General features: G+C 53.6%; 21 protein-coding genes and 1 other annotated feature. Of the genes, 4 read left to right on the forward strand and 17 right to left on the reverse strand.

All coding sequences use genetic code 11. The features are described from left to right. Positions 1-227: 227 nt before the first annotated feature. From btuD to thrS, 11 genes are all read right to left on the reverse strand, one after another. On the reverse strand, positions 228-983 hold the full coding sequence (gene btuD, locus ACMV5H_RS15480) for a vitamin B12 ABC transporter ATP-binding protein BtuD (RefSeq protein ID WP_059200702.1): 756 nt from the start codon (positions 981-983) through the stop codon (positions 228-230). A gap of 16 nt (positions 984-999) precedes the next feature. Further along, positions 1,000-1,551, reverse strand: coding sequence for a glutathione peroxidase (locus ACMV5H_RS15485; protein ID WP_021804591.1), 552 nt, complete (start codon positions 1,549-1,551; stop codon positions 1,000-1,002). A gap of 70 nt (positions 1,552-1,621) precedes the next feature. After that, complete coding sequence (btuC, locus tag ACMV5H_RS15490) at positions 1,622-2,629, reverse strand: vitamin B12 ABC transporter permease BtuC (RefSeq protein WP_021804592.1); 1,008 nt, start codon at positions 2,627-2,629, stop codon at positions 1,622-1,624. Positions 2,630-2,874: 245 nt separating this feature from the next. Beyond that, a complete protein-coding gene (gene ihfA / locus ACMV5H_RS15495; RefSeq protein ID WP_004943604.1) occupies positions 2,875-3,171 on the reverse strand; it encodes an integration host factor subunit alpha in 297 nt (98 codons plus the stop codon). Between the two features lie 4 nt (positions 3,172-3,175). Next, complete coding sequence (gene pheT / locus ACMV5H_RS15500) at positions 3,176-5,563, reverse strand: phenylalanine--tRNA ligase subunit beta (protein WP_179251478.1); 2,388 nt, start codon at positions 5,561-5,563, stop codon at positions 3,176-3,178. Positions 5,564-5,577: 14 nt separating this feature from the next. Continuing rightward, entirely contained in the window at positions 5,578-6,561 is a 984-nt protein-coding gene (pheS, locus tag ACMV5H_RS15505; protein WP_021804595.1) for a phenylalanine--tRNA ligase subunit alpha, read from the reverse strand. A 139-nt stretch (positions 6,562-6,700) separates the two neighbouring features. Next, positions 6,701-6,825, reverse strand: a sequence feature (Phe leader region). Then, positions 6,775-6,819, reverse strand: a complete 45-nt coding sequence (pheM, locus tag ACMV5H_RS15510; protein ID WP_121608962.1) for a pheST operon leader peptide PheM — start codon at positions 6,817-6,819, stop codon at positions 6,775-6,777. It overlaps the preceding feature by 45 nt. Before the next feature lie 113 nt (positions 6,826-6,938). Next, entirely contained in the window at positions 6,939-7,295 is a 357-nt protein-coding gene (gene rplT, locus ACMV5H_RS15515; protein ID WP_004963673.1) for a 50S ribosomal protein L20, read from the reverse strand. Between the two features lie 43 nt (positions 7,296-7,338). Beyond that, positions 7,339-7,536: a 50S ribosomal protein L35 gene (gene rpmI, locus ACMV5H_RS15520; RefSeq protein ID WP_004931418.1), complete on the reverse strand. Its 198-nt coding sequence runs from the start codon at positions 7,534-7,536 to the stop codon at positions 7,339-7,341. Positions 7,537-7,633: 97 nt separating this feature from the next. Further along, positions 7,634-8,185 carry a translation initiation factor IF-3 gene (gene infC / locus ACMV5H_RS15525; protein ID WP_071683678.1) on the reverse strand — a complete coding sequence of 184 codons (552 nt, stop codon included), beginning with the start codon at positions 8,183-8,185 and terminating at the stop codon, positions 7,634-7,636. Positions 8,186-8,188: 3 nt separating this feature from the next. Next, complete coding sequence (gene thrS / locus ACMV5H_RS15530; protein ID WP_218519414.1) at positions 8,189-10,117, reverse strand: threonine--tRNA ligase; 1,929 nt, start codon at positions 10,115-10,117, stop codon at positions 8,189-8,191. A gap of 303 nt (positions 10,118-10,420) precedes the next feature. Here thrS and ACMV5H_RS15535 point away from each other — a divergent pair, with 303 nt between their 5' ends. From ACMV5H_RS15535 to ACMV5H_RS15545, 3 genes are all read left to right on the forward strand, one after another. Next, positions 10,421-10,999: a DUF2239 family protein gene (locus ACMV5H_RS15535; RefSeq protein ID WP_414822064.1), complete on the forward strand. Its 579-nt coding sequence runs from the start codon at positions 10,421-10,423 to the stop codon at positions 10,997-10,999. A 97-nt stretch (positions 11,000-11,096) separates the two neighbouring features. Next, complete coding sequence (locus ACMV5H_RS15540) at positions 11,097-12,461, forward strand: MATE family efflux transporter (protein ID WP_414822065.1); 1,365 nt, start codon at positions 11,097-11,099, stop codon at positions 12,459-12,461. A gap of 73 nt (positions 12,462-12,534) precedes the next feature. Further along, positions 12,535-13,221 carry a MarC family NAAT transporter gene (locus tag ACMV5H_RS15545; RefSeq protein WP_414822066.1) on the forward strand — a complete coding sequence of 229 codons (687 nt, stop codon included), beginning with the start codon at positions 12,535-12,537 and terminating at the stop codon, positions 13,219-13,221. 37 nt (positions 13,222-13,258) lie between these two features. On the opposite strand, the gene ACMV5H_RS15550 is transcribed toward ACMV5H_RS15545, so the two are convergent. The 6 genes from ACMV5H_RS15550 to ACMV5H_RS15575 form a co-directional block, all read right to left on the reverse strand. Further along, a complete protein-coding gene (locus ACMV5H_RS15550; RefSeq protein ID WP_021804601.1) occupies positions 13,259-14,542 on the reverse strand; it encodes a serine transporter in 1,284 nt (427 codons plus the stop codon). 230 nt (positions 14,543-14,772) lie between these two features. Next, a complete protein-coding gene (locus tag ACMV5H_RS15555) occupies positions 14,773-15,657 on the reverse strand; it encodes a PHP domain-containing protein (protein WP_115158418.1) in 885 nt (294 codons plus the stop codon). 753 nt (positions 15,658-16,410) lie between these two features. Then, positions 16,411-17,751 carry a c-type cytochrome gene (locus ACMV5H_RS15560; protein ID WP_181817496.1) on the reverse strand — a complete coding sequence of 447 codons (1,341 nt, stop codon included), beginning with the start codon at positions 17,749-17,751 and terminating at the stop codon, positions 16,411-16,413. 11 nt (positions 17,752-17,762) lie between these two features. Next, a complete protein-coding gene (locus ACMV5H_RS15565) occupies positions 17,763-19,547 on the reverse strand; it encodes a GMC family oxidoreductase (RefSeq protein ID WP_115158416.1) in 1,785 nt (594 codons plus the stop codon). Between the two features lie 2 nt (positions 19,548-19,549). Further along, positions 19,550-20,275 carry a gluconate 2-dehydrogenase subunit 3 family protein gene (locus ACMV5H_RS15570; RefSeq protein ID WP_021804604.1) on the reverse strand — a complete coding sequence of 242 codons (726 nt, stop codon included), beginning with the start codon at positions 20,273-20,275 and terminating at the stop codon, positions 19,550-19,552. Positions 20,276-20,582: 307 nt separating this feature from the next. After that, positions 20,583-21,245, reverse strand: coding sequence for a transglycosylase SLT domain-containing protein (locus ACMV5H_RS15575; protein ID WP_094981807.1), 663 nt, complete (start codon positions 21,243-21,245; stop codon positions 20,583-20,585). Positions 21,246-21,497: 252 nt separating this feature from the next. Here ACMV5H_RS15575 and ACMV5H_RS15580 point away from each other — a divergent pair. Next, a partial coding sequence (locus ACMV5H_RS15580; protein WP_414822067.1) for a helix-turn-helix domain-containing protein occupies positions 21,498-21,621 on the forward strand: 124 nt, incomplete at its 3' end.

The raw sequence follows: 21,621 nt of genomic DNA on the forward strand, positions 1-21,621 counted from the left end.
TTCTTCATCAAGGAACTTATAATTAGTTGATTAATCATTGAGTTATGCAGTTATATTTTTTTACTTACTTTTTTTCAACCCGATCAGCGTAGCAGGTAATCGTGGATTATCCATCTTATTTTGTGAGCTTAACCAGAGAATTTGTCCCCATGCAGGGGAATTATATCGAGCACGTTTACTTTCCGTTTAACTTCTAATTAATCGATTAAAATAGCAGCTAAACATCGCTAGGCCGTTTTGGTCATAATCCAGCGCTGTTCCCCTACCGCCTGCAGATGAAAATCCACGTCATAAACCTTGGATAATAACTCCGGCTCCATGACCTCGTGGGTTCCCCCCTCGGCGACCAACCTTCCGGCTTGCAGCAACCAGACCCGATCGGCCTGTTGCAAGGTATGATTGAGATCGTGAGCGCAAACCAAGGCGCTGCGGCCACTTTGGCAAAATTCGCGCAACAGGCGATCGAGCGCCACCTTTTGCGCCACATCCAGGCTGTTGGTCGGTTCATCCAGCAGCAGTAATTGGCTTAGCGGGTTAACCGTTGGCCAAACCTGTAACAATACTGCGGCCAGCCGCACCCGTTGCCATTCCCCCCCAGAGAGTTGAGTCAACATGCGGGATAATTTATCCGCCAGCTTTAGGCTACGTGCCAAATACAGGATGGCTTTTTCCAGGTCACCTTCGTCCGCCCCGGCGGGCTGATGTAAGGCGAGATATTGAAATACCGGCATCAGCGCAACCGGAGGCTGCTGCTGGCACAGATAAGCCCGGTGTTTTGCCAGTTCATTCCCCGTATACGCTTCCAGCAAACGCCCAGACAGCCGAACTTCGCCAAGCCCTGGCAGCATACCCGCCAATCTGGCCAATAGAGTACTCTTACCCGCGCCGTTTGGGCCGATCAGGTGCACCTGCAACCCAGCGGCGATCTGCCCAGAAAACGGCATCAATCGCCCTTCTACCCCTACCTCACTGAGTTGCAGCATGGTTCTGAACGCTCCTTTACTTGGCCAAAGCCTGTTTGATGGCCTCGGACACCTGTGGATCTTCTGGCGTCATATCCGGCGAGAAGCGTTGGATCACCTGACCGTCGCGGCCAATCAAGAATTTCTCAAAGTTCCACAGGATATCGCCGGTCTGCTTCGGCGCACGGCCTTTGCTGCTCATCCGCTCCAGGAAACCACTGCCTTCTGGTGCGACGGCCTGTGGCTGTGCGGCAATCAGTTCCCGATACAGCGGATGACGGCCCTCACCATTAACTTCAATTTTGGCAAACATCGGGAACTGGACGCCAAAGGTGCCACGGCAGAACGCCAGGATCTCCTCATTACTGCCCGGTTCCTGGCCAAGAAACTCATTGGAAGGGAAGCCCAACACCGCAAAACCCTGCTCACGCCAGGTTTCATAAAGCTTTTCCAGACCTTCGTATTGCTTGGTCAGGCCGCATTCCGACGCTACGTTGACCACCAGCAGTACTTTGCCGGCATAGGCGTTCAGCGTGGTAGATTGGTTCTCAATGGTTTGCAGGGGAATGGCATAAATGGGGTTGCTCATCAGATGTTTTCCTTTGGTTTTATTTGCAGGTGAGACAGAAAAACGCCGCCGGTCATTACCGGCAGCCGGTTTACCTTACGCTTTTTGTCCGGGCCAGTAACCAGATAAAAAGAGGCGCTCCCAGCGTTGCAGTAACCACGCCGATGGGTAATTCTGCCGAAAACAGCGCAATCCGCGCCACCACGTCAGCCACTAACAGCACGCCCGCGCCCGCCAGCGCGCAGCCAGGTAACAGATAACGTTGGTTGGTCAAACCGCTGAGGCGCAAAATATGCGGGATCACCAGGCCGATAAAGCCAATCACACCCGCCAGGGCCACACTGGTGCCCACCAGCCAGCCGATGGCCAGCACCAGCAGATTACGCCATACGTGCAGGGAAAGACCCAACTGCCGCGCCTGCATTTCGCCAAGCGCCATCAAGTTCAGCACCTTGCCTTGCGCACATAGCCACAGCAGCGCCGGCAACAGGGCTAACAACAGCCATTTCTGCCGCCAATCCACCCCGCCGAAACCGCCCATCATCCAGTACATCAGTTGCCGCAGGTCGAGGCTCGAACTGAAATACACGGCCCAGGTCATAATCGCGCTGCACACAATCCCCAGCGCTACCCCCACCAGCAGCAAACGTGCGTTGCTCAAGCGGCGACGGCGGGCAAAAATCAGCAACAGGAAGGTCATCACCAGGGCACCTGCGATGGCGTTCATGCTCATCAGCGCCACCGGCAGCAGGCCGTTGCCAAACAGCACCGTCAGCACCAGCGCCACTCCGGCACCGTTGGATACGCCAAGCAGTCCAGGCTCCGCCAACGGGTTCTCAAACAGAGCCTGCATCGCCGCCCCGGCCACCGCCAGGCTTGCCCCCACCAGCATCACCGCCAGCGCTCGTGGCAGGCGCAATTGCCAGACAAACAGCTGTGCAGGCTCCCCCAACCACTGCGCAGGCCAGATCCACAGATCCCCGGCGCTCAGGCTGAAGGAAAATGCCAGTACGACGCCCAGCGTCAGCCAGGCCAAATAGCGTTTATCACGGCGGTGTTGATGCTGTTGTAACAAAGTGAAGGTCTGACTGCTCGGCATAACTACACAACTTCCCTACTGGCCGATAGCGGCCTGAAAATAACGTCTTGCAGCAAATAGTAGGAGGTTCGGGCGTTTAGGGGAAGAACTGAGTGAACGAATGGTGGGGAAAGCAGCGGCTGGCAATGCCGATCATTGAGGTGATGATGGGAATAGATGGCAACAGCATGCAGCGCTGACCAGTTGAGGTTGGTAACCGCCCAAAGAAAAAGGCCGCTTGCGCGGCCTTTTTGGCGTTGTGTAACCTACTCTTTCGGGCTGGCGTTCTCCACCCGGCTTTTCAGTTTCTGTCCCGGACGGAAAGTGACCACGCGGCGCGCCGTAATCGGAATGTCCTCACCGGTTTTCGGGTTGCGTCCCGGACGTTGGTTCTTGTCTCGCAAATCAAAATTGCCAAAACCAGACAGCTTGACCTGTTCTCCGTTCTCCAGAGCTCGACGGACCTCTTCAAAGAACAGTTCAACCAGATCTTTGGCATCCCGTTTGCTAAGCCCTAGCTTCTCAAACAGGTGTTCTGACATTTCAGCTTTAGTAAGCGCCATAGGTTCAATCCCTCAAGGATGCTTGGAATCGCTGTTTTAGAGCCTCTACACATTTTGCAACGGTAGCGGCAATCTCCTCTTCTTCCAGTGTACGGGCGGTATCCTGCAACACCAGACTGATAGCCAGGCTCTTATAACCCTCAGCTACGCCCTTGCCACGGTACACATCAAACAAGTTTACGCCAACTACCTGATTTGCGCCAACTTTCTTACACTCTGCCAAAATATCTTCTGCGGCGACGTTTTCAGCCACTACAACGGCGATATCGCGGCGGTTTGCAGGGAAGCGAGAAACCTCTCGGGCCTGAGGCACGGCGCGGCTTGCGAGCTTGTTCCACTCCAATTCAAATACCACAGTACGGCCGTTAAGATCCAGTTTACGTTCAAGTTCTGGGTGAACCACACCGATGAAACCGACACGTTCGCCGTGTAAATAAATGGCCGCACTTTGCCCAGGATGCAGGGCGGGATTGGACTCTGCCTTGAACTGAATTTCGGATAATTTACCGGTCAGCTCCAATACCGATTCCAGATCCCCTTTCAAATCATAGAAGTCCACCGGCTTTCTTGCCAGATCCCAATGCTCATCATGGGTATGCCCGGCAATCACGCCAGCCAGCATGACATCCTGACGGATACCCAGATTTGCCGCAGTATCAGGCACAAAGCGTAGCCCGCTCTCAAACAGGCGCACCCGAGTTTGCTGGCGATTCTGGTTGTATACCACCGCCGAAAGCAGGCCAGTCCACAGTGACAGACGCATTGCAGACATCTCTACCGAGATAGGGCTTGGCAGGATCAGGGCTTCTTCACCTGGGTGCAGCAACGCTTGCACTTTCGGGTCGACAAAACTGTAAGTAATTGCTTCCTGATAGCCATGATCGACCAACATGGTCTTCACGCGCTTGAGGGGCAGATCGGATTCGCGGTGTTTGGTCATCACCAGATCGGCGCGCACTGGCACATCCGGGATGTTGTTGTAGCCATAGACACGGGCCACCTCTTCCACCAAATCTTCTTCGATCTCCATATCGAAACGCCAGCTTGGTGCCACCGCGAGCCAGTTGTCGCCCTGCTCGGTAACCTGGCACCCCAGGCGACGCAGAATATCGCTCACCTGCTCGCTTGGCACCACGTGGCCAATCAGACGGTCCAGCTTTTCACGGCGCAGCGCAATGGTGGCACGCTTCGGTAAGGTGCTCTCATCGCTAACGTCAATGATTGGGCCAGCCTGCCCACCACAGATGTCGATCAGCAGGCGTGTGGCACGCTCCATCGCTTTATGTTGCAGTGCCGGGTCTACGCCACGCTCGTAACGATGTGAAGCATCGGTATGCAGGCCATGACGGCGAGCACGGCCAGTAATCGACAGTGGGCTGAAGAAAGCACACTCCAGCAGCACATCCTGGGTTTCATCATTCACGCCAGAGTGTTCACCGCCAAAGATGCCGCCCATGGCCAGCGCTTTTTGCTGATCGGCAATCACCAGGGTGTCTGCCTGCAGTTTGGCTTCGTTGCCATCCAGCAGACGCAGGGTTTCACCTTCGCGAGCCATACGCACCACGATACCGCCCTCAATGCGATTGAGGTCAAAGGCGTGCATTGGCTGGCCCAGCTCCATCAGCACGTAGTTGGTCACATCAACCACGGCATCAATCGAGCGAATACCGGCGCGGCGCAGCTTCTCGCGCATCCACAGCGGTGAAGGTGCCTTCACGTTGATGCCTTTCACTACGCGGCCAAGGTAACGTGGGCACGCCTGAGGGGCTTCTACACGGATTGGCAGAGTATCGGTGATAGTGGCAGCTACCGGGCTCATATCCGGCTCGCTCAGCGGCAGTTGGTTCAGCACGGCAACGTCGCGCGCGACGCCAATGATGCCCAGGCAATCGGCACGGTTCGGCGTGACGCTGATTTCGATCGCGCTATCGTTCAGTTGCAGATAGTCACGGATATCGGTGCCGATCGGCGCATCTGCCGGCAGCTCAATGATGCCGTCATGATCGTCTGAAATCGCCAGTTCGGAGAACGAACACAGCATGCCTTCAGAAGGCTCGCCACGCAGCTTGGCAGCCTTGATTTTAAAGTCACCAGGCAACACGGCACCGACGGTAGCAACGGCTACTTTCAGGCCAGCACGGCAGTTTGGCGCACCACAAACGATGTCTAACAGGCGCTCACCGCCCACGTCGACTTTGGTTACGCGCAGTTTGTCGGCGTTCGGGTGTTGACCGCACTCCACCACATGGCCCACGACCACGCCGTTGAACACGCCAGCCACCGGCTCAACGCCGTCTACTTCCAGGCCGGCCATGGTGATTTGATCGGATAATGCTTCGCTGCTGATGGCCGGGTTTACCCACTCGCGCAACCAGAGTTCACTGAATTTCATGTGATATTCCCGCCTTACTTAAACTGTTTGAGGAAACGCAGATCGTTTTCGAAGAACGCACGCAGGTCGGTGACGCCGTAACGCAGCATCGTCAGACGCTCCATACCCATACCGAAGGCAAAACCGGAATAGATTTCCGGATCGATGCCCACGTTGCGCAGTACGTTCGGGTGCACCATGCCGCAACCCAACACTTCCAGCCACTTGCCGTTTTTGCCCATGACATCCACTTCGGCAGAAGGTTCGGTGAACGGGAAATAGGAAGGACGGAAACGAACCTGCAGGTCTTCTTCAAAGAAGTTGTTCAGGAAATCGTGCAGCGTCCCTTTCAGGTTGGTGAAGCTGATGTCCTTGTCGACGATCAGCCCTTCCATCTGGTGGAACATCGGGGTATGCGTCTGATCGTAGTCGTTACGATACACACGGCCCGGCGCGATGATACGGATCGGTGGCTGCTGGTTCTTCATGGTGCGGATCTGCACGCCAGAGGTTTGGGTACGCAGCAGGCGCGTCGCGTCAAACCAGAAGGTATCGTGATCGGCACGGGCTGGGTGATGCCCTGGGATATTCAGCGCGTCGAAGTTATGATAATCGTCTTCGATTTCCGGGCCGGTCTCTACCGAGAAGCCCAGTTCGCCAAAGAAGGTTTCGATACGATCGATGGTGCGAGTAACCGGGTGCAGGCCACCGTTCTCCAGGCGACGCCCCGGCAGCGAGACGTCGATGGTCTCCGCCGCCAGGCGAGCGTTCAGCACCGCAGACTCCAATGCGTTCTTACGCGCGTTCAGCGCATCCTGAACTTCCTGTTTTGCCTGGTTGATCACCGCCCCGGCTGCCGGGCGATCTTCCGCTGGCACTTCACGCAGGGACTGCATCTGTAAGGTAAAATGACCTTTCTTGCCAAAATATTCGACGCGTACCAAATCCAACGCGGCAACATCTTGGGCATCTTCTACGGCTGCCTTGGCGTTGGCAACCAGCTCTGCGAGATGTGACATTGCTTTCCTCTTCCTCTGGCCTTGTGGCCCTAAGTAATTGTTATCTATTATTCCAACACGCCTTTGGTTGATCTTCAAAGAATTTCAAGCCGTAGCCAGGCAAGTGCCGTGGGCCTGAAAGGCGCTGAAGGTGGCCAAAAACAAAAAAGCCTCCACTTGGGAGGCTTGGGCGCTACTTTCCGTTTCTTTTCTTACGCGCAAAGCCTCCTGAAGTCAGGCGCTAAAGTAAAAAAAGAAGCGAAAAATAACAGCGTGCATGTTGGTAGTACCTTGTCGATGGATTGGCAACCAGTGTGATAGCGCCAGCCGATAAAAGTCAATATCCGTATTGGGAACAAACAGTAAAAGAGGGAGCAAGCTCCCTCTTTTCAACCAGCTTACGCCAGTGCTGCTTTCGCTTTTTCAACCAGTGCGCCAAAGGCCACTTTGTCGAATACTGCGATGTCAGCCAGGATCTTACGGTCAATTTCAATAGAAGCTTTTTTCAAGCCGTTAATGAATTTGCTGTAAGACAAGCCGTTCTGACGAGCAGCTGCGTTGATACGTGCAATCCACAGCTGACGGAACTGACGCTTACGTTGACGACGGTCACGGTAAGCATACTGACCTGCTTTGATTACTGCCTGGAAGGCAACACGATAAACGCGCGAACGGGCACCGTAGTAACCTTTCGCTTGTTTCAGTATTTTCTTGTGACGTGCGCGTGCAATTACACCACGTTTTACGCGAGCCATATGCTCTCTCCTAAAGTCTTATTCTAGATTCAAAAAATATGGCTTATGCGTACGGCAGGCACGCAGTAACCAGGACCAGATCGTTTTTAGACACCATGCCTTTCGGACGCAGATGACGTTTACGCTTGGTTGCTTTTTTGGTCAGAATATGACGCAGGTTAGCATGTTTGCGCTTAAAACCACCGCTGCCGGTCTTTTTGAAGCGCTTGGCTGCACCACGTACAGTTTTAATCTTTGGCATGTTAATTAAATCCACTTCGCATTGTTAAACAACGAATCAGTGAGGCGAATAAAACCCACGCACGCTTGCACGGCGTGGGTTCGATTACTTGGAAGCCTTACTGTTTCTTCTTGGGTGCGAGCACCATAATCATCTGACGGCCTTCGATCCTTGTTGGGAAGGATTCGACCACTGCCAGATCAATATCTTCACACAGGTCTTTACGGACGCGGTTAAGCACTTCCATACCGATCTGCTGGTGCGCCATTTCACGCCCACGGAAACGCAGGGTGATCTTGGCTTTATCGCCGTCTTCCAGAAAGCGAATCAGGTTGCGTAGTTTGACCTGATAGTCGCCATCATCGGTGCCAGGACGGAATTTGATTTCCTTAACCTGGATAACTTTTTGCTTCTTCTTCTGTTCTTTGGTCGACTTGCTCTTCTCGTAGAGGAATTTGCCGTAATCCATGATCCGGCAAACTGGCGGTTCGGCATTTGGGCTGATCTCTACTAAATCAACACCCGCTTCCTCAGCTTTTTCAAGAGCTTCATTCAGACTGACAATACCAATCTGCTCGCCATCGACGCCGGTTAGGCGAACTTCTTGCGCGCGAATTTCTTTGTTAATGCGATTTGGACGCGCCGGTTGAACTCGTTTTCCGCCTTTAATACTTTATTCCTCCAGTTGATGAAGACTTCGGCTGCGTATCTCATGTAGCAGCTTGTCTACGACTTCTTGTACGTCCAGGCTCCCCAGGTCTTTGCCACGGCGGGTACGAACGGCAACTTTGCCTGATTCGACCTCTTTATCACCGCACACCAACATGTATGGAACCCGTCGTAAAGTATGTTCGCGAATTTTAAAGCCAATCTTCTCGTTTCTCAAGTCCGCTTTTGCCCGAATGCCTGCATCTTGCAGTTTTTTGGTCAATTGCTGGACGTAATCAGACTGGCTGTCGGTGATATTCATCACCACTACCTGCACTGGAGCAATCCAGGTCGGGTAGAAACCGGCATATTCTTCGGTAAGGATACCGATGAAGCGCTCCATGGAGCCAAGAATAGCACGGTGTATCATTACCGGGACCACGCGTTCGTTGTTTTCGCCAACATACGACGCGCCTAAACGGCCCGGTAAGAAGAAATCGAGTTGCACGGTACCACATTGCCATGCGCGATCCAAACAATCATGCAAGGTAAATTCAATTTTTGGTCCGTAGAAAGCGCCCTCACCCGGCTGATATTCAAACGGAATCCCGTTTTCAGTCAGCGCAGCGGCCAGATCGTTTTCGGCTCGAGTCCACATTTCGTCAGTCCCAATGCGCTTCTCTGGACGGGTGGACAGTTTCACCACAATCTTTTCGAAGCCAAAGACACCGTACATATCGTAGACCATTTTGATGCAGTCGTTCACTTCGGAACGCACCTGATCTTCGGTACAGAAGATATGGGCATCGTCCTGGGTGAAGCCACGCACACGCATCAGGCCATGCAGCGAACCTGATGGCTCGTTACGGTGGCAGCTACCGAACTCGCCCATACGCAGCGGCAGGTCACGGTAAGACTTCAGGCCCTGGTTGAAGATCTGCACGTGGCCCGGGCAGTTCATCGGCTTGATGCAATATTCACGGTTCTCTGAAGACGTGGTGAACATGGCGTCTTTGTAGTTTTCCCAGTGGCCAGTTTTTTCCCACAGCACGCGGTCCATCATGAACGGCCCTTTCACTTCCTGATACTGGTGCTCTTTGAGCTTCATGCGCACAAAGGCTTCCAGTTCGCGGAAGATGGTCCAGCCGTCGTTATGCCAGAACACCATGCCAGGGGCTTCTTCCTGCATATGATACAGGTCGAGCTGCTTGCCGATCTTGCGGTGGTCACGCTTGGCCGCTTCTTCCAGGCGTTGCAGGTAGGCATTCAGCTGCTTCTTGTCTGCCCAGGCAGTGCCGTAGATACGTTGCAGCATTTTGTTTTTGCTGTCGCCACGCCAGTAGGCACCGGAGGTTTTCTGCAGTTTGAAATGGTGGCAGAAACGCATATTCGGCACGTGCGGGCCACGGCACATATCCACGTATTCTTCGTGATGATACAGGCCTGGGCGATCGTCATGGCTGATATTTTCATCCAGAATCGCCACCTTGTAGCTTTCGCCACGGGCTGCGAAGGTGTCGCGGGCCTCCTGCCAGCTCACTGTTTTCTTGATGACGTCATAATCTTTGTCGGCCAATTCATGCATCCGCTTCTCCAGCAGATCCAGATCTTCCTGCGTCAGGGTATGGTCGAGGTCAACGTCATAGTAGAAACCGTTGTCGATCACCGGGCCAATGGCCATTTTGGTATCGGGCCAGAGCTGTTTGATCGCATGACCCAGCAGGTGCGCACAGGAGTGGCGCATGATTTCCAGGCCTTCGGCATCTTTGATAGTGATGATAGCCAGTTGTGCATCGGCTTCGATGACATCGTTGGCATCGACCAGTTCACCGTTAACGCGGCCAGCAATACAGGCTTTGGCAAGGCCAGGGCCAATATCACGGGCAACATCCATCGGGGAAACGGCATGGTCGTATTGACGCTGACTTCCGTCAGGAAGAGTAATAACAGGCATTCATAATTCCTTATCTACAGTGGTGACCCACACGACAGATCACATGCAGTACAGATATTTTGGTTAGTGTTGAGTCAGTTATGCGTCATATCTCGCCCACAATTGCCAGATTGACGCACAACTTGGTCCGTTAGTCACACGCGAACCTCCAGTGGCTGTTCACAGCCTTGCGAATAGTAACATTAAAACTGTAGAGGATAAATAAAGCGCAGTTTACTCTGCAGCAGAATCGATCTGGGCTTGACTTACCACGATGACTCGGTCAAATTACCCGGGTAAAATAATTTAACCCGGATATAAAACATGAAAACCATCAATACGCCAAGCTGCACCGCATTTTTGCAGCATCAACGGGTAGCCACCGGGTCTTATGCCGAAGTTGCACAAGCACTGGCTGCGCTGGATCTCACTGCCGGGGGGCTGTTAGTGTTTGATGATGCTACCGGCTCCCAAGTGGATTACCCTTGGCCAGCAGGCTACGTTTGGCCCCAGCCTGATGGCGATGTCACTGAGCTTGATGGCGAACCGGCAGCTCAGCCCTCGGTTGGGAGGCCCAAGCTCGGCGTGGTAGCCCGCGAAGTGACGCTTCTTCCCCGTCACTGGGAATGGCTGGCACAACAGCGTGGTGGAGCCTCTGCGGCACTACGTCGTCTGGTTGATGAAGCCCGGCGCACCTCGGTCGAACAGGATAATGAACGCCGTATCAAAGAGAACAGCTATCGATTTATGAGCGCCATCGCCGGTTCTTTACCAGGCTATGAAGAAGCCACGCGCGCACTGTTTGGCCACGACGGCAAGCTGTTTGCCGAGCGAATTACGCACTGGCCTGCCGATATCCAGGCACATCTGGCCTGGATGACTCGCGATGCGTTCCCCCGGTGAGATAACCCGGCGGGCGCAGCATGCAGCGCCACTACATATGAGTTTCAGTATCACTAGAGCTCTCGACACGCCCTTTAGGCGCAGGAAAAACGATTAAATGCAAACCCGTCCGCAGCACAAGCAGCCACCGCTTTGGCGCATCTATCTGATCTTTTTGGTGCCCATGGTGCTGTCCAACTTCCTGCAAGGATTTTCAGGCACGCTGAACGGCATCTATATCGGCCAGATGCTCGGCACCCCTGCGCTGGCCGCCATCTCTGGCATGTTCCCGGTGGTGTTCTTCTTTATCTCACTGGTGATTGGCGTTGGTGCCGGTGCCTCGGTGCTGATTGGGCAGGCATGGGGCGCGAATGAACCAGAAAAAGTCAAAACCATTGCCGGTACGGCCTTGATGCTGGGCGTGACGCTTGGCTTACTGGCGGCAGTATTTGGCAGTCTGTTCGCCCGGCAGGCGCTACAAGCCCTAGGCACGCCAGCGGACGTGCTGGAAGAGGCGGTTTCTTACGCCCGCATCATGATGCTGATTATGCCCTTGCTGCTGGTATTTGTGTTGTTCACCCAGTTGCTGCGCGGCGTCAGTGACACGATCTCCCCACTCTTGGCCCTACTGCTATCTACCATCGTCGGCTTGCTGCTCACCCCGGCCATGATCCGTGGCTGGCTGGGTTTTGCCCCCATGGGCATACAGAGCGCGGCTCTGGCGGGTATGGTCGGTAACGCAGTGGCGATGGTGTATCTGACATTGCGCCTGCGCCGCAAAAAACACGTGCTGGCCCCCGATCGGGCCATGCTGGCCGCGCTCAAGCTGGATACGGTGGTGCTACGCAAAGTGTTACGTATTGGCCTGCCCACCGGTTTACAAATGGTGGTAATTTCTATCTCTGAATTGATCATCCTGACGCTGGTCAACCGCCACGGTTCGGATGCCACGGCAGCCTACGGCGCCGTGACACAGATCGTTAACTATGTGCAATTCCCGGCCCTGTCGATTGCCATCACCGCCTCTATTTTGGGTGCTCAGGCCATCGGCGCTGGCAAAACCGAACGCATTGCCCCCATCTTGCGTACCGGGTTGTATATCAACCTCTGGTTGACCGGTTCGTTGATTATTCTGGTCTACCTGCTGTCACATTGGCTGTTGGGTCTGTTCCTGACCAGCCAGGTAGTATTGGCAGAAGCGGAGCATTTATTGCATATCATGCTGTGGAGCATGCTGGTATTTGGTTTCCAGGCGATTGTCGGCGGCATCATGCGCGCCAGTGGCGTGGTGTTGGTACCGGTGACAATATCCATTCTCTGCATCGTGGCCGTACAGTTGCCAGCGGCCTACCTGCTCAGCAATCACTTTGGCTTGGAGGGGGTATGGATGGCATTCCCTATCGCCTATTTGACAATGCTGGCATTGCAAACAACGTTTTATAGGTTGGTATGGAGGAACAGAAAAATTGAGCGTCTAGTCTGACACGGATAGCCACAGTACTTATTTGGGCGTAGTGACTGCGCCCCCATTTCATTCTTTTGCTGGGGTTTGTTATATGTCGAGTATTCTGCAGTTGTTTCAGGCCATCGGGGTTGGGCTGGCCCTACTGTTGCCACTGGCCAACCCGCTAACCACCGTGGCGTTGCTGCTCGGTCTGTCGGGAAATATGACCAACGAAGAACGCAACCATCAGTCGCTGATGGCTTCGGTCTACGTGTTCTGCATCATGACGGTGGCGTTCTATGCCGGTCAGCTAGTGATGAGCACTTTTGGAATTTCCATCCCCGGGTTGCGGATCGCCGGAGGGTTGATTGTCGCCTTTATCGGTTTTCGCATGCTGTTCCCACAGCAAAGTGCCGATGAAGCACCGGAGGTAGAAACCAAAAGCAGAGAGCTGCACAAGAAAACCTCGGCCAATATCGCATTTGTCCCGCTGGCCATGCCAAGCACCGCCGGGCCGGGTACTATCGCCATGATCATCAGTACCTCATCCAGCGTCCACGAAAATACCCTGGGCTTTGCCCACTGGGTGCTGCTGGCCGCACCGGTGGCCATTTTCCTGTCGATAGCAATCATTTTGTGGGTCTGTTTACGCAGTTCCACGGCGATCATGAAACTGGTTGGTGAAAGCGGTATTGAGGCCATTTCCCGCCTGATGGGCTTCCTGCTGGTGTGTATGGGCGTGCAGTTTATTATCAACGGCGTGTTGGAGCTGATTTCTACCTACGTACCAATGACCTAACCCTACCGGCCCCGCTGTTGCGGGGCCAACTTGCTCCCTATGCCAAACCGTAAACCAAAGCGGAAAGCGCAATCAGCCCCATCACCAGCACAAAGACATTGCTCAATGCTCGATAACGGCGCATAGCCGGAACCGCGCGCACCGCATACATCGGCAGAATAAACAGGATCACCGCAATCAGCGGACCGCTGATGGTTTCAATGATATGCAAGGCGCTCGGATTCCAAACAGTGGCCGCCCAGGTCAGCAAGAACAGCACCACACCGGAAATACGATGGGTTGTGACTGCAGTGAGTGGCTTGCCAACGGCGCGTGTTAGCCCATCGATCAGACTGGTTGCCCCTTCGGTAACGCCTAATGAAGTGCCAAGATAGGATTTTGCCATCGCCAACATCGCCATCACCGGCCCAAGATAGGCAATCAGCGGGTTGGAAAATTTGTTGGCCAGGGTGGTCAACACCGTGATGTTCTGTGCTTTCGCCTGCTCCATCTCCTGGTGCGAAAGACTCAGCACGCAGCTGAACACGAAGAACAGCACGGTGACGCAAATCAGCAGGTAGCTGTAACGCATAATCCGCGCACAACGGCGCTCAGCGTTGTCACCATATAAGCTTTTCTGGGTGGAAGCGAACGACGAAATGATAGGCGCATGGCTAAAGGAAAATACCATCACCGGGACCGCCAACCACAACGAATGCCAGAGGTCGGGGCTGTCAAATTGGGTGTTGGCCAAACCACTGACAAAGTTCTCGGTCTGCCAGGTGGGTACCAGATACAGCGAAATCCCCATCAGAAACACCAGCAATGGGAATACCAGAACGCCCATCGCGGCCACGATCGTATCCTTTCCACGCAGCAGTACCAAATTGAGCACCACCACCACCGCCAAACTCAGCCAGATGCGGGGTACCGGGGCAAAGTGAAATTGATGGGTCAGAAAGCTGTCCAACGCGTTGGTGATGGAAATACTGTAGACCAGCACGATGGGGAAAAACGCCATCAGGTACAGCACCATAATGATCTTGCCGGCTAACACGCCGAAATGTTCGACCACCACGTCCTGAATGTTGCCATCGCGGCTCGAGCCGGAAAGGACAAAACGGGTTAGTGCCAAATGGGGTAAATAAGTCAGAGGGAAAGCGAACAGTGCCATCAATAGCAGCACCAATGGGCCATTCAGACCGGCATTGATCGGCAGAAACAGGGTGCCGGCACCCACAGCCGTGGCATAAAGCCCGAACATCCAGACGGTGTCGGTCTTGTTCCATTTGGCAGGTTGAGCAATGGCCAACCTGCCATGATCTGGAGAAATCGTACTCATGAGACAGCTTACCTTAATCTACAGCGCCAACGATTGCGCCCGACGGAAACTCCCTTCTCCGTAGAATGTTTATATAAAACAGGATATTAATGGCGAGAGAAATTCACCTACCTGATAAAAGGACGGCAAAGGATAAAGAAAATCTCTGGAATGGTCTATATTTCGGCGGTTAACTGCGCGCTTCGTGAGCAGCCTATGCCGCCCACGAGCCATAGGGAATGAAACAAAGCTTAGGCGCTGGCGGCGGCGACAAACCGGCGTATTTCGCCAATATGCTGCGGGCCGTAACTACATTGCCCTACTTCTATTTTTGGCTTGTTACGCCCATGGAAGTCGCTCCCACAGGTAACAAACGCCGAGCGGCTCAGGGCAAACTCATACAGCTGGCTGGCCAACTCCGGTGAATGATAGCTTGAGAACACCTCGACCCCCATCACACCAATCTTCAGCATGTCATCGATGACTTGAGTATGGTCCTGCTTAACGTTGGCACCGATATGCGCCAGGATCGGTATTCCCCCATTATGGCGGATCACCTCCACCATGCGGTTCATGGCGGGATAGGTGACTGGCATATAGCACACCTTCCCTGGTCCAAAGAAGTCCCAGTAGAAGTTGATTAGTGGCATATCGGCCCTTTCCCCCCCGGGTCGATAAGGCATCAGCAATGGATGCCCATCATTACGTGGATCGTCGAGTATCACCTCGCCCATCTGCTCTTCCTGCGGGATAGCGCCACCGCATACCTGCTCTAGGCGTTGCTCATCCAGATGGAATTTCAACCCACGCAGCTTGGCAAACTTCTGCGGCGTCAGTTCCCGTTGAATGCTGCTGAAATTGTTATAGATTTCAACAAAGTCATTGCTGGGGGTAAACCCGTAGCCCAACAGGTGGAAGTTGCGCCCAGCGAAGGTGCAGTCGATCTCGATACCAGACAGGACATTGAGGCTGGACGATGCCAGCGCCTTGGCTTCCGGCACCGAATTGGCATTATTATGGTCGGTCACCGCCAACGTACTGATGCCGTTGGCCAGGCAGCGTGCAATCAGCGTCTCAACCGGGAAGTCTGCATCATCGCTGTAGTTGGAATGCATATGCAGGTCGATTTTTTCCATGGCAATGTCCTTTGGCTAATGCTCAAACCAAGACCATACTAAAGCCGCCCTTGAATGCATACAGTGGATTTGACACTTTGTATCGTCAGGATCACAAAAGCGTGGGTCTGCTCACGGGATGTAGATCGACATGTTGACGAGATGGATAACGGTGCAGACTGTTAACAGGCATTGACGGTGCCAAATAGCTGTGGCTACTTGGTCATCTATCTAAAATGCCCCACTTTTCCAGGGCATCTCACCTGATGAAATCTGCTTTTTTGCCAAAGATGGCAAACCGCAACGCATCATGTTCGGAAAAGCAGCGTATCGATTAACCTCGCACATTTCCTTTTGAACTTGATGCGCTTTCTGTAGGTATATTTTCGACCAAGACTAATACAGATACGCTTACGTCTATCAACCTCAAAAGCGATGGAAACGTACACCACAATTAATAAAACTATTACCATCACGCCCATAGCCTCCCTTTGGTTTCAACGCTCCCTTGCGATTAACATTAATAACATTAATGAAATTTTTATTCACCAATAAATAAAATTAGAACAACTCAACCAATAACAGTGACATAGAACAAATATGAAGTGCAATATCTCGCAGAAAGGTAAAAATCTCAGGTCAAATAGTCTAAAGACCCAGGAATGGGCTGTTAAAAGTGATTAAAAATCACACACCATGAAATGATTAGCAACTCTAACTTATTTAAGGATAGTTGAGATAAATAAAGGGCCTCGAACGAGGCCCTTGTGAGGATTACTTGACACCCACAGGCGCTGGCTCTGGGACAGTAGAACTGCCCATCGCCTTCTCATCGCGGATAATTGAACGATCCTTACGCACGTCAGCTACATCGGAAGCACTGATGGCTTTGGCGTTATTACCCCAGCTGGAGCGGATAAAGTTCACCACGTCCGCTACCTGCTGGTCGTTCAACCGCCAGCCAAACGGTGGCATGGTGAGGTTGGAAACCGCCCCCTTCACTGCTGGCGTGGTATTGCCGACCAGCACAATGTGGATCAGCGAGGTCCCGTCTTCGGTCTGCACCACCGGGTTGCCCTTCAGCGCCGGGAAGGCACGCTTGTAACCAACACCATCGGTACGGTGGCAAGCGGCACAGTTATCGACGTACAGCGCGGCTCCGGGCTTGCTGTCGTTACCACGCCACAAATCTTTGGCGACGCTGTCTTCAACCGGAGCGGCCTGCTGTTTACCGTCTTTCGGCGGCAAGGTTTTCAGATAGCGGGCGATCGCGGTCAAATCCTCATCGCTGAGATATTGCAGGCTATGTTCGACCACGTCGCTCATGCCCCCAAATACCACCGACTTATCGTTGCGGCCGGTTTTCAGGAACTCGGTCAGTTCGCTCTCGCTCCAGGTGCCTAAGCCATCTTTATTATCGCCACGCAGGCTGGATGCTACCCAACCGTCGATCGGCGCGTTACTGCCAGACAGGTAGTCATCCCCTTCCGTGTTGCTCAACGCCTTCTCTTGCATGGTCAGGCTGCGCGGCGTATGGCATGCCCCGCAGTGCCCAAGCCCTTCGACCAGATAGCGGCCACGTTCGATAACCGGATCGGCGTTGGCGTTGGCCGCAAAATCAGCCGGTGTTGGTGCAAACATCGAACGCCAGATGTGCAGTGGCCAACGCATGGACAGCGGCCAGGGAATATCGGAGTCTTGGTTCGCTTGTTCGACTGGTTGCACGCCGTGCATGAAATAGGCATACATGGCACGCATATCCTCCTCTTTCACCAGCGCAAACGAAGGATAAGGCATCGCCGGGTACAGGGTGCTGCCGCTCTTGGCGACGCCTTTGCGTACCGCATTGTCGAAATCTGCAAAACTGTAATCGCCAATGCCGGTGGTTTTGTCCGGGGTGATGTTGGTGGAATAGATAGTGCCAATCGGCGTTTCCATCGCCAAACCACCAGCAAAGGGCACACCGTTTTTACCATTGGTGTGGCAGGCCACACAGTCACCGGCACGTGCTAGATATTCACCACGTTTGAGCAATTCGCTGCTGACCGCCGCGTCCTGCGCCAAAACGGAAAAACTCAGTGCACTGAGTACCAGTGCGGGAACCAAAGCTTTCATCACTTGCATCCTCATGCCTGCACCAATGGGCCTGGGTTTTTCAGATACTGCTCGCGAATGGCGCGGGCAGACCAATAGGCCAACGCGGCAACGGTGCCGGTCGGGTTGTAGCCCAGCCCCTGCGGGAAGGCCGATGCGCCTATCGAGAACACGTTATGCACGTCCCAGCTTTGCAGATAACGGTTTACCGCGCTGGTCTCGGGATCTTCTCCCATCACCGCTCCGCCGTTCATGTGCGTAGTTTGGTAGCTGGTGGTATCGAAATGGCTGTTGGCGTTTTTCGGGCTGCCGGAAATCAGTTTCGGGTTCATCGCCTTGGCGATCGGGGCCATCTTGTTGAACATAAACTGCGCCATCTTGATGTCGTTTTCCTGCCAGTCGAAGGTCATGCGTAGCAGCGGTTGGCCAAAGACGTTCTTGTAGGTCGGATCGAGATCGAGGTAGTTGCTACGATAGGACTGGTGCGCGCCATGCGCATCCATAGAGACATGGTGCGTATAGGCATCCGCCACCGCGGCTTTCCACTTGCTGCCCCAGGCTGGAGTACCAGGAGGCGTTGGCAGGCCGGAGATCGGTTTGGTACCCGCCTGGTTGACCCAGAACGGTGAGCCACCGACAAAGCCCTCTTTGCCGTGGTCAAAGTTATCCGCGTTGAAATCATCCACGCCGACGCCGTTACCGCCCGCGCCAATAAACGGGTTGGTATGGACGTCCTTATCAAAGAACGCCTTGATAGTAGTCATGTTCTGGTAGGCAAAATTACGCCCAACCACCCCTTCACCGGTCTGTGGATCGTAAGGTTTGCCAATGCCGGAGAGCAGCATCAGGTGCACATTGTGGAACTGGAAGGCCCCGAGGATCACCAGATCGGCAGGTTGTTCAATCTCGCGCCCCTGGGCATCGATATAGTTCACCCCGGTCGCCCGGCTTTTGTCGGCGGTCAGGTTAACCTTCAGCACGTTGGCGTTAGTGCGCAGCTCAAAGCGCTTCTCCATGCGCAGTGCTGGCAAGATATTGACGTTTGGCGAGGCCTTGGAATACATGTAGCAGGCATAACCGCTGCAGTAACCGCAGAAGTTGCAAGGACCCATCTGCGCGCCATAGGGGTTGGTATAGGAATCTGAGGTATTGGCAGAGGGCAGATTGTAAGGGTGATAACCCACCTCACGCGCCGCCTTTTCAAACAGCTGCGCGGAGAAGGTGTTCTTCTGCGCTGGCAGTGGGAAATGGTCAGAACGGTCTGGTGCAAAGGGGTTTCCGCCTTTGTCTTTACCCACCAACTGCCCCTTCACCGACCAGGCAGTACCGGAGGTACCGAATACCTTCTCGGCCTTATCAAAGAACGGCTCCAGCTCGTCGTAGCTCACCCCAAAATCCTGGATCGTCATGTCTTTTGGAATAAAGCTTTTACCGTAGCGCTCTTCATAATGGCTGCGCATACGCAGCTCGATAGGATCGATACGGAAATGCACGCCAGACCAGTGTAGCCCAGCTCCGCCAACGCCAGTGCCCGGCAGGAAAGCCGCCAACTGGCGATAAGGCACTGCGGTTTGGCTGGTGTTGTGACGGATGGTCACCGTACTTTTAGAAAGGTCCTGGAACAACTTGCGGCGGATATTATAGGTTAGTTCATCGATCACCTGCGGGTAGGAACCGTCTGGGTAGGTATCGCGCATCGGACCACGCTCAAGCGCCACCACGTTCAGCCCGGCCTCAGTCAACTCCTTGGCCATAATGGCACCAACCCAACCAAAACCGACGATCACCACATCCTGCTTCTTCATTACCGTTGCCATAATTACCCTCTCTCCCCACGAATCGATACCGGTGGGAAGGGATAACGTTCCCCTCGCTCAACCCAGTCCATAAAGTCGGCGCGCGCACCCGGAAAATTAATCAGCTTCCATCCCACCATTTCTTTGTTACCGCCATGGATTGGATCGCTGAAAAACCCTTCACGGGTGTTTTGCAATAGGTAAGAGAAGAACAGCTTGGCAGGCAGTTGCGCAAACTCGGCCTCACCGGATTCAAACTTCTGCAACAGCGCATCCTGTTGTGCGCCATCCAGCTCGGCGAATACTTTACCTGCCGTTTTCTTGCTGTAGGCATCCGCGTCGCTGATACCCAGGTTATAAATCTGTTTCGGCACCAACGGCAGTTGATAACCCATTTCCGGTGCAACATCGGGATTGAACGGCCCTTGCATGTACCAGATTGAACCCGTGGCATAAGGCGTATTCATCTGTCGATCGATAAACTCCGGCACGCCTGCTTCCAAAGCGCCCGGGCCGCGCTCGTCCGCAGGGATCAAACGCGCGACCGCCGCCTGGACAAAGGCCCACTCTTCGGGGGTAAAGAAGGTTGGTTGATAGTCAGCCTGCTTGGGGGTGTCGCTAGCGGCAAGCACGGGTGTGGGCGCCGTCAGGGCACTCACACCGCTGCCACCGATAACGGCTGCAGGGATCAGCGTCATCGACTTCAGCAAGAAATCACGCCGGGAGTTGTTGGTTTTATCGTTCGACATAGCACATTCCTTCCAAAAAAAATCACAACTATTTAACCTCAACCTCGCGTTCCATACGGAGTTTAAACATATATTGTTACGTAATTGTTTATTTTTTGAAGGTCAGAATGTGAGCTTTGGCAGCAATGTTACCGGTAACTATTTGATTGAGCGTAAAGTTTTCTTTGTTAATGTAAAATTAACAATTTGTGCGGTTTTTTAGTTCAAAAGGCGGGAGAACAACGGAAATGGGATGCAGAGCACATTTTTACCGGCAAGAAATAGCAAAACCGGCCCTTTATTGGGGCCGGCTGTAGGCAATCTGAGGCTAGTCAGCCATCGCTTGATAAGCATTGGTAACCTTCCACAAGTAACGCGGCGCTTGCGGTGCCGGGTGTTTCTTCTGGATATGCTGATAAAACTCGTCCGGGCTCATCTGATTGATGCGGTTTACCGCCACACGTTTATCCGATGAGAAGGTCCGTAACATCGCGCCTGCCCCGTTCACATAGGAAACGATGGTGGCATAGCGTAACGTTTGTGGATTGGTGATCCCGGCTAGCTGCTGGCTTTGAAGAATATTGATATAGGCTGTTCCCAGATCAATATTGACCGCCGGATCCTTCAACTCACGTGAACTTGGCTGCCCGTTCTTTCCCTTCATACGGTAAGCATCGCGTCCAGCGGTTGAGGCTTTCAGCTGCATGAGCCCCACGGCATTCGAGGTGCTGACCACGTTCGGGTTAAACCCGGACTCCACCTGAATGATCGCCTTAATCAGCGTTTCGTCGACGCCATAGTTGCTGGCAGCCTGACGGATATAATCGTTATAAGCGACCGGTGTCCCGGTACGGTTGCTTGGTGTTTGCGGTGGGGTTTTGAGCCAACCGCCCGAAGTGCCACTGCCTGCCTGGTTGCCGGTTGTTTGCGGATCTTTCGCACAACCGGCTAATAGTACGATTGCCATCAGGCAACCTATTTTTGTTTTCACAGAATCCCTCACTCCTTTCAATGAGTTGCGTAGCATATACAACTGGTAAGGATACCTGCATAACTTTTTTGGTCTATTCTCAGGCTATCCATATACCAAGAGGTGATTTATGAGTCAATCTTCGTCCATAGGATTTGTGGTGACTTTCACCTATCCGGAACAGAGCTGTTAGCGCCGATGTAAAAATGACCCACATGCCAATGTAAAATGGACCCACCATGGGTAAAACTGGCAGTTTTAAGCGAGCTGCCGATGCTAACATTGGAGTTAAGAGTGGAGATTGCTGTTCTTCGTCGGCAAGGCATGTCCATCCGTGCTATTGCCCGTCATTTGGGGTGTTCCCGCCAGACTATCCGGCGCTATATACGCATGGGGG

This window comes from Serratia sp. N21D137, from assembly GCF_047530005.1.
GTDB lineage: Bacteria > Pseudomonadota > Gammaproteobacteria > Enterobacterales > Enterobacteriaceae > Chania > Chania fonticola_B.

What these genes read in the sequence shown, in the direction of transcription:
- btuD (WP_059200702.1), bottom strand. Translation starts at nt 983, where the DNA reads ATGCTGCAACTCAGTGAGGTAGGGGTAGAAGGGCGATTGATGCCGTTT.
- ACMV5H_RS15485 (WP_021804591.1), bottom strand. Translation starts at nt 1,551, where the DNA reads ATGAGCAACCCCATTTATGCCATTCCCCTGCAAACCATTGAGAACCAA.
- btuC (WP_021804592.1), bottom strand. Translation starts at nt 2,629, where the DNA reads ATGCCGAGCAGTCAGACCTTCACTTTGTTACAACAGCATCAACACCGC.
- ihfA (WP_004943604.1), bottom strand. Translation starts at nt 3,171, where the DNA reads ATGGCGCTTACTAAAGCTGAAATGTCAGAACACCTGTTTGAGAAGCTA.
- pheT (WP_179251478.1), bottom strand. Translation starts at nt 5,563, where the DNA reads ATGAAATTCAGTGAACTCTGGTTGCGCGAGTGGGTAAACCCGGCCATC.
- pheS (WP_021804595.1), bottom strand. Translation starts at nt 6,561, where the DNA reads ATGTCACATCTCGCAGAGCTGGTTGCCAACGCCAAGGCAGCCGTAGAA.
- rplT (WP_004963673.1), bottom strand. Translation starts at nt 7,295, where the DNA reads ATGGCTCGCGTAAAACGTGGTGTAATTGCACGCGCACGTCACAAGAAA.
- rpmI (WP_004931418.1), bottom strand. Translation starts at nt 7,536, where the DNA reads ATGCCAAAGATTAAAACTGTACGTGGTGCAGCCAAGCGCTTCAAAAAG.
- thrS (WP_218519414.1), bottom strand. Translation starts at nt 10,117, where the DNA reads ATGCCTGTTATTACTCTTCCTGACGGAAGTCAGCGTCAATACGACCAT.
- ACMV5H_RS15535 (WP_414822064.1), top strand. Translation starts at nt 10,421, where the DNA reads ATGAAAACCATCAATACGCCAAGCTGCACCGCATTTTTGCAGCATCAA.
- ACMV5H_RS15540 (WP_414822065.1), top strand. Translation starts at nt 11,097, where the DNA reads ATGCAAACCCGTCCGCAGCACAAGCAGCCACCGCTTTGGCGCATCTAT.
- ACMV5H_RS15545 (WP_414822066.1), top strand. Translation starts at nt 12,535, where the DNA reads ATGTCGAGTATTCTGCAGTTGTTTCAGGCCATCGGGGTTGGGCTGGCC.
- ACMV5H_RS15550 (WP_021804601.1), bottom strand. Translation starts at nt 14,542, where the DNA reads ATGAGTACGATTTCTCCAGATCATGGCAGGTTGGCCATTGCTCAACCT.
- ACMV5H_RS15555 (WP_115158418.1), bottom strand. Translation starts at nt 15,657, where the DNA reads ATGGAAAAAATCGACCTGCATATGCATTCCAACTACAGCGATGATGCA.
- ACMV5H_RS15560 (WP_181817496.1), bottom strand. Translation starts at nt 17,751, where the DNA reads ATGAAAGCTTTGGTTCCCGCACTGGTACTCAGTGCACTGAGTTTTTCC.
- ACMV5H_RS15565 (WP_115158416.1), bottom strand. Translation starts at nt 19,547, where the DNA reads ATGGCAACGGTAATGAAGAAGCAGGATGTGGTGATCGTCGGTTTTGGT.
- ACMV5H_RS15570 (WP_021804604.1), bottom strand. Translation starts at nt 20,275, where the DNA reads ATGTCGAACGATAAAACCAACAACTCCCGGCGTGATTTCTTGCTGAAG.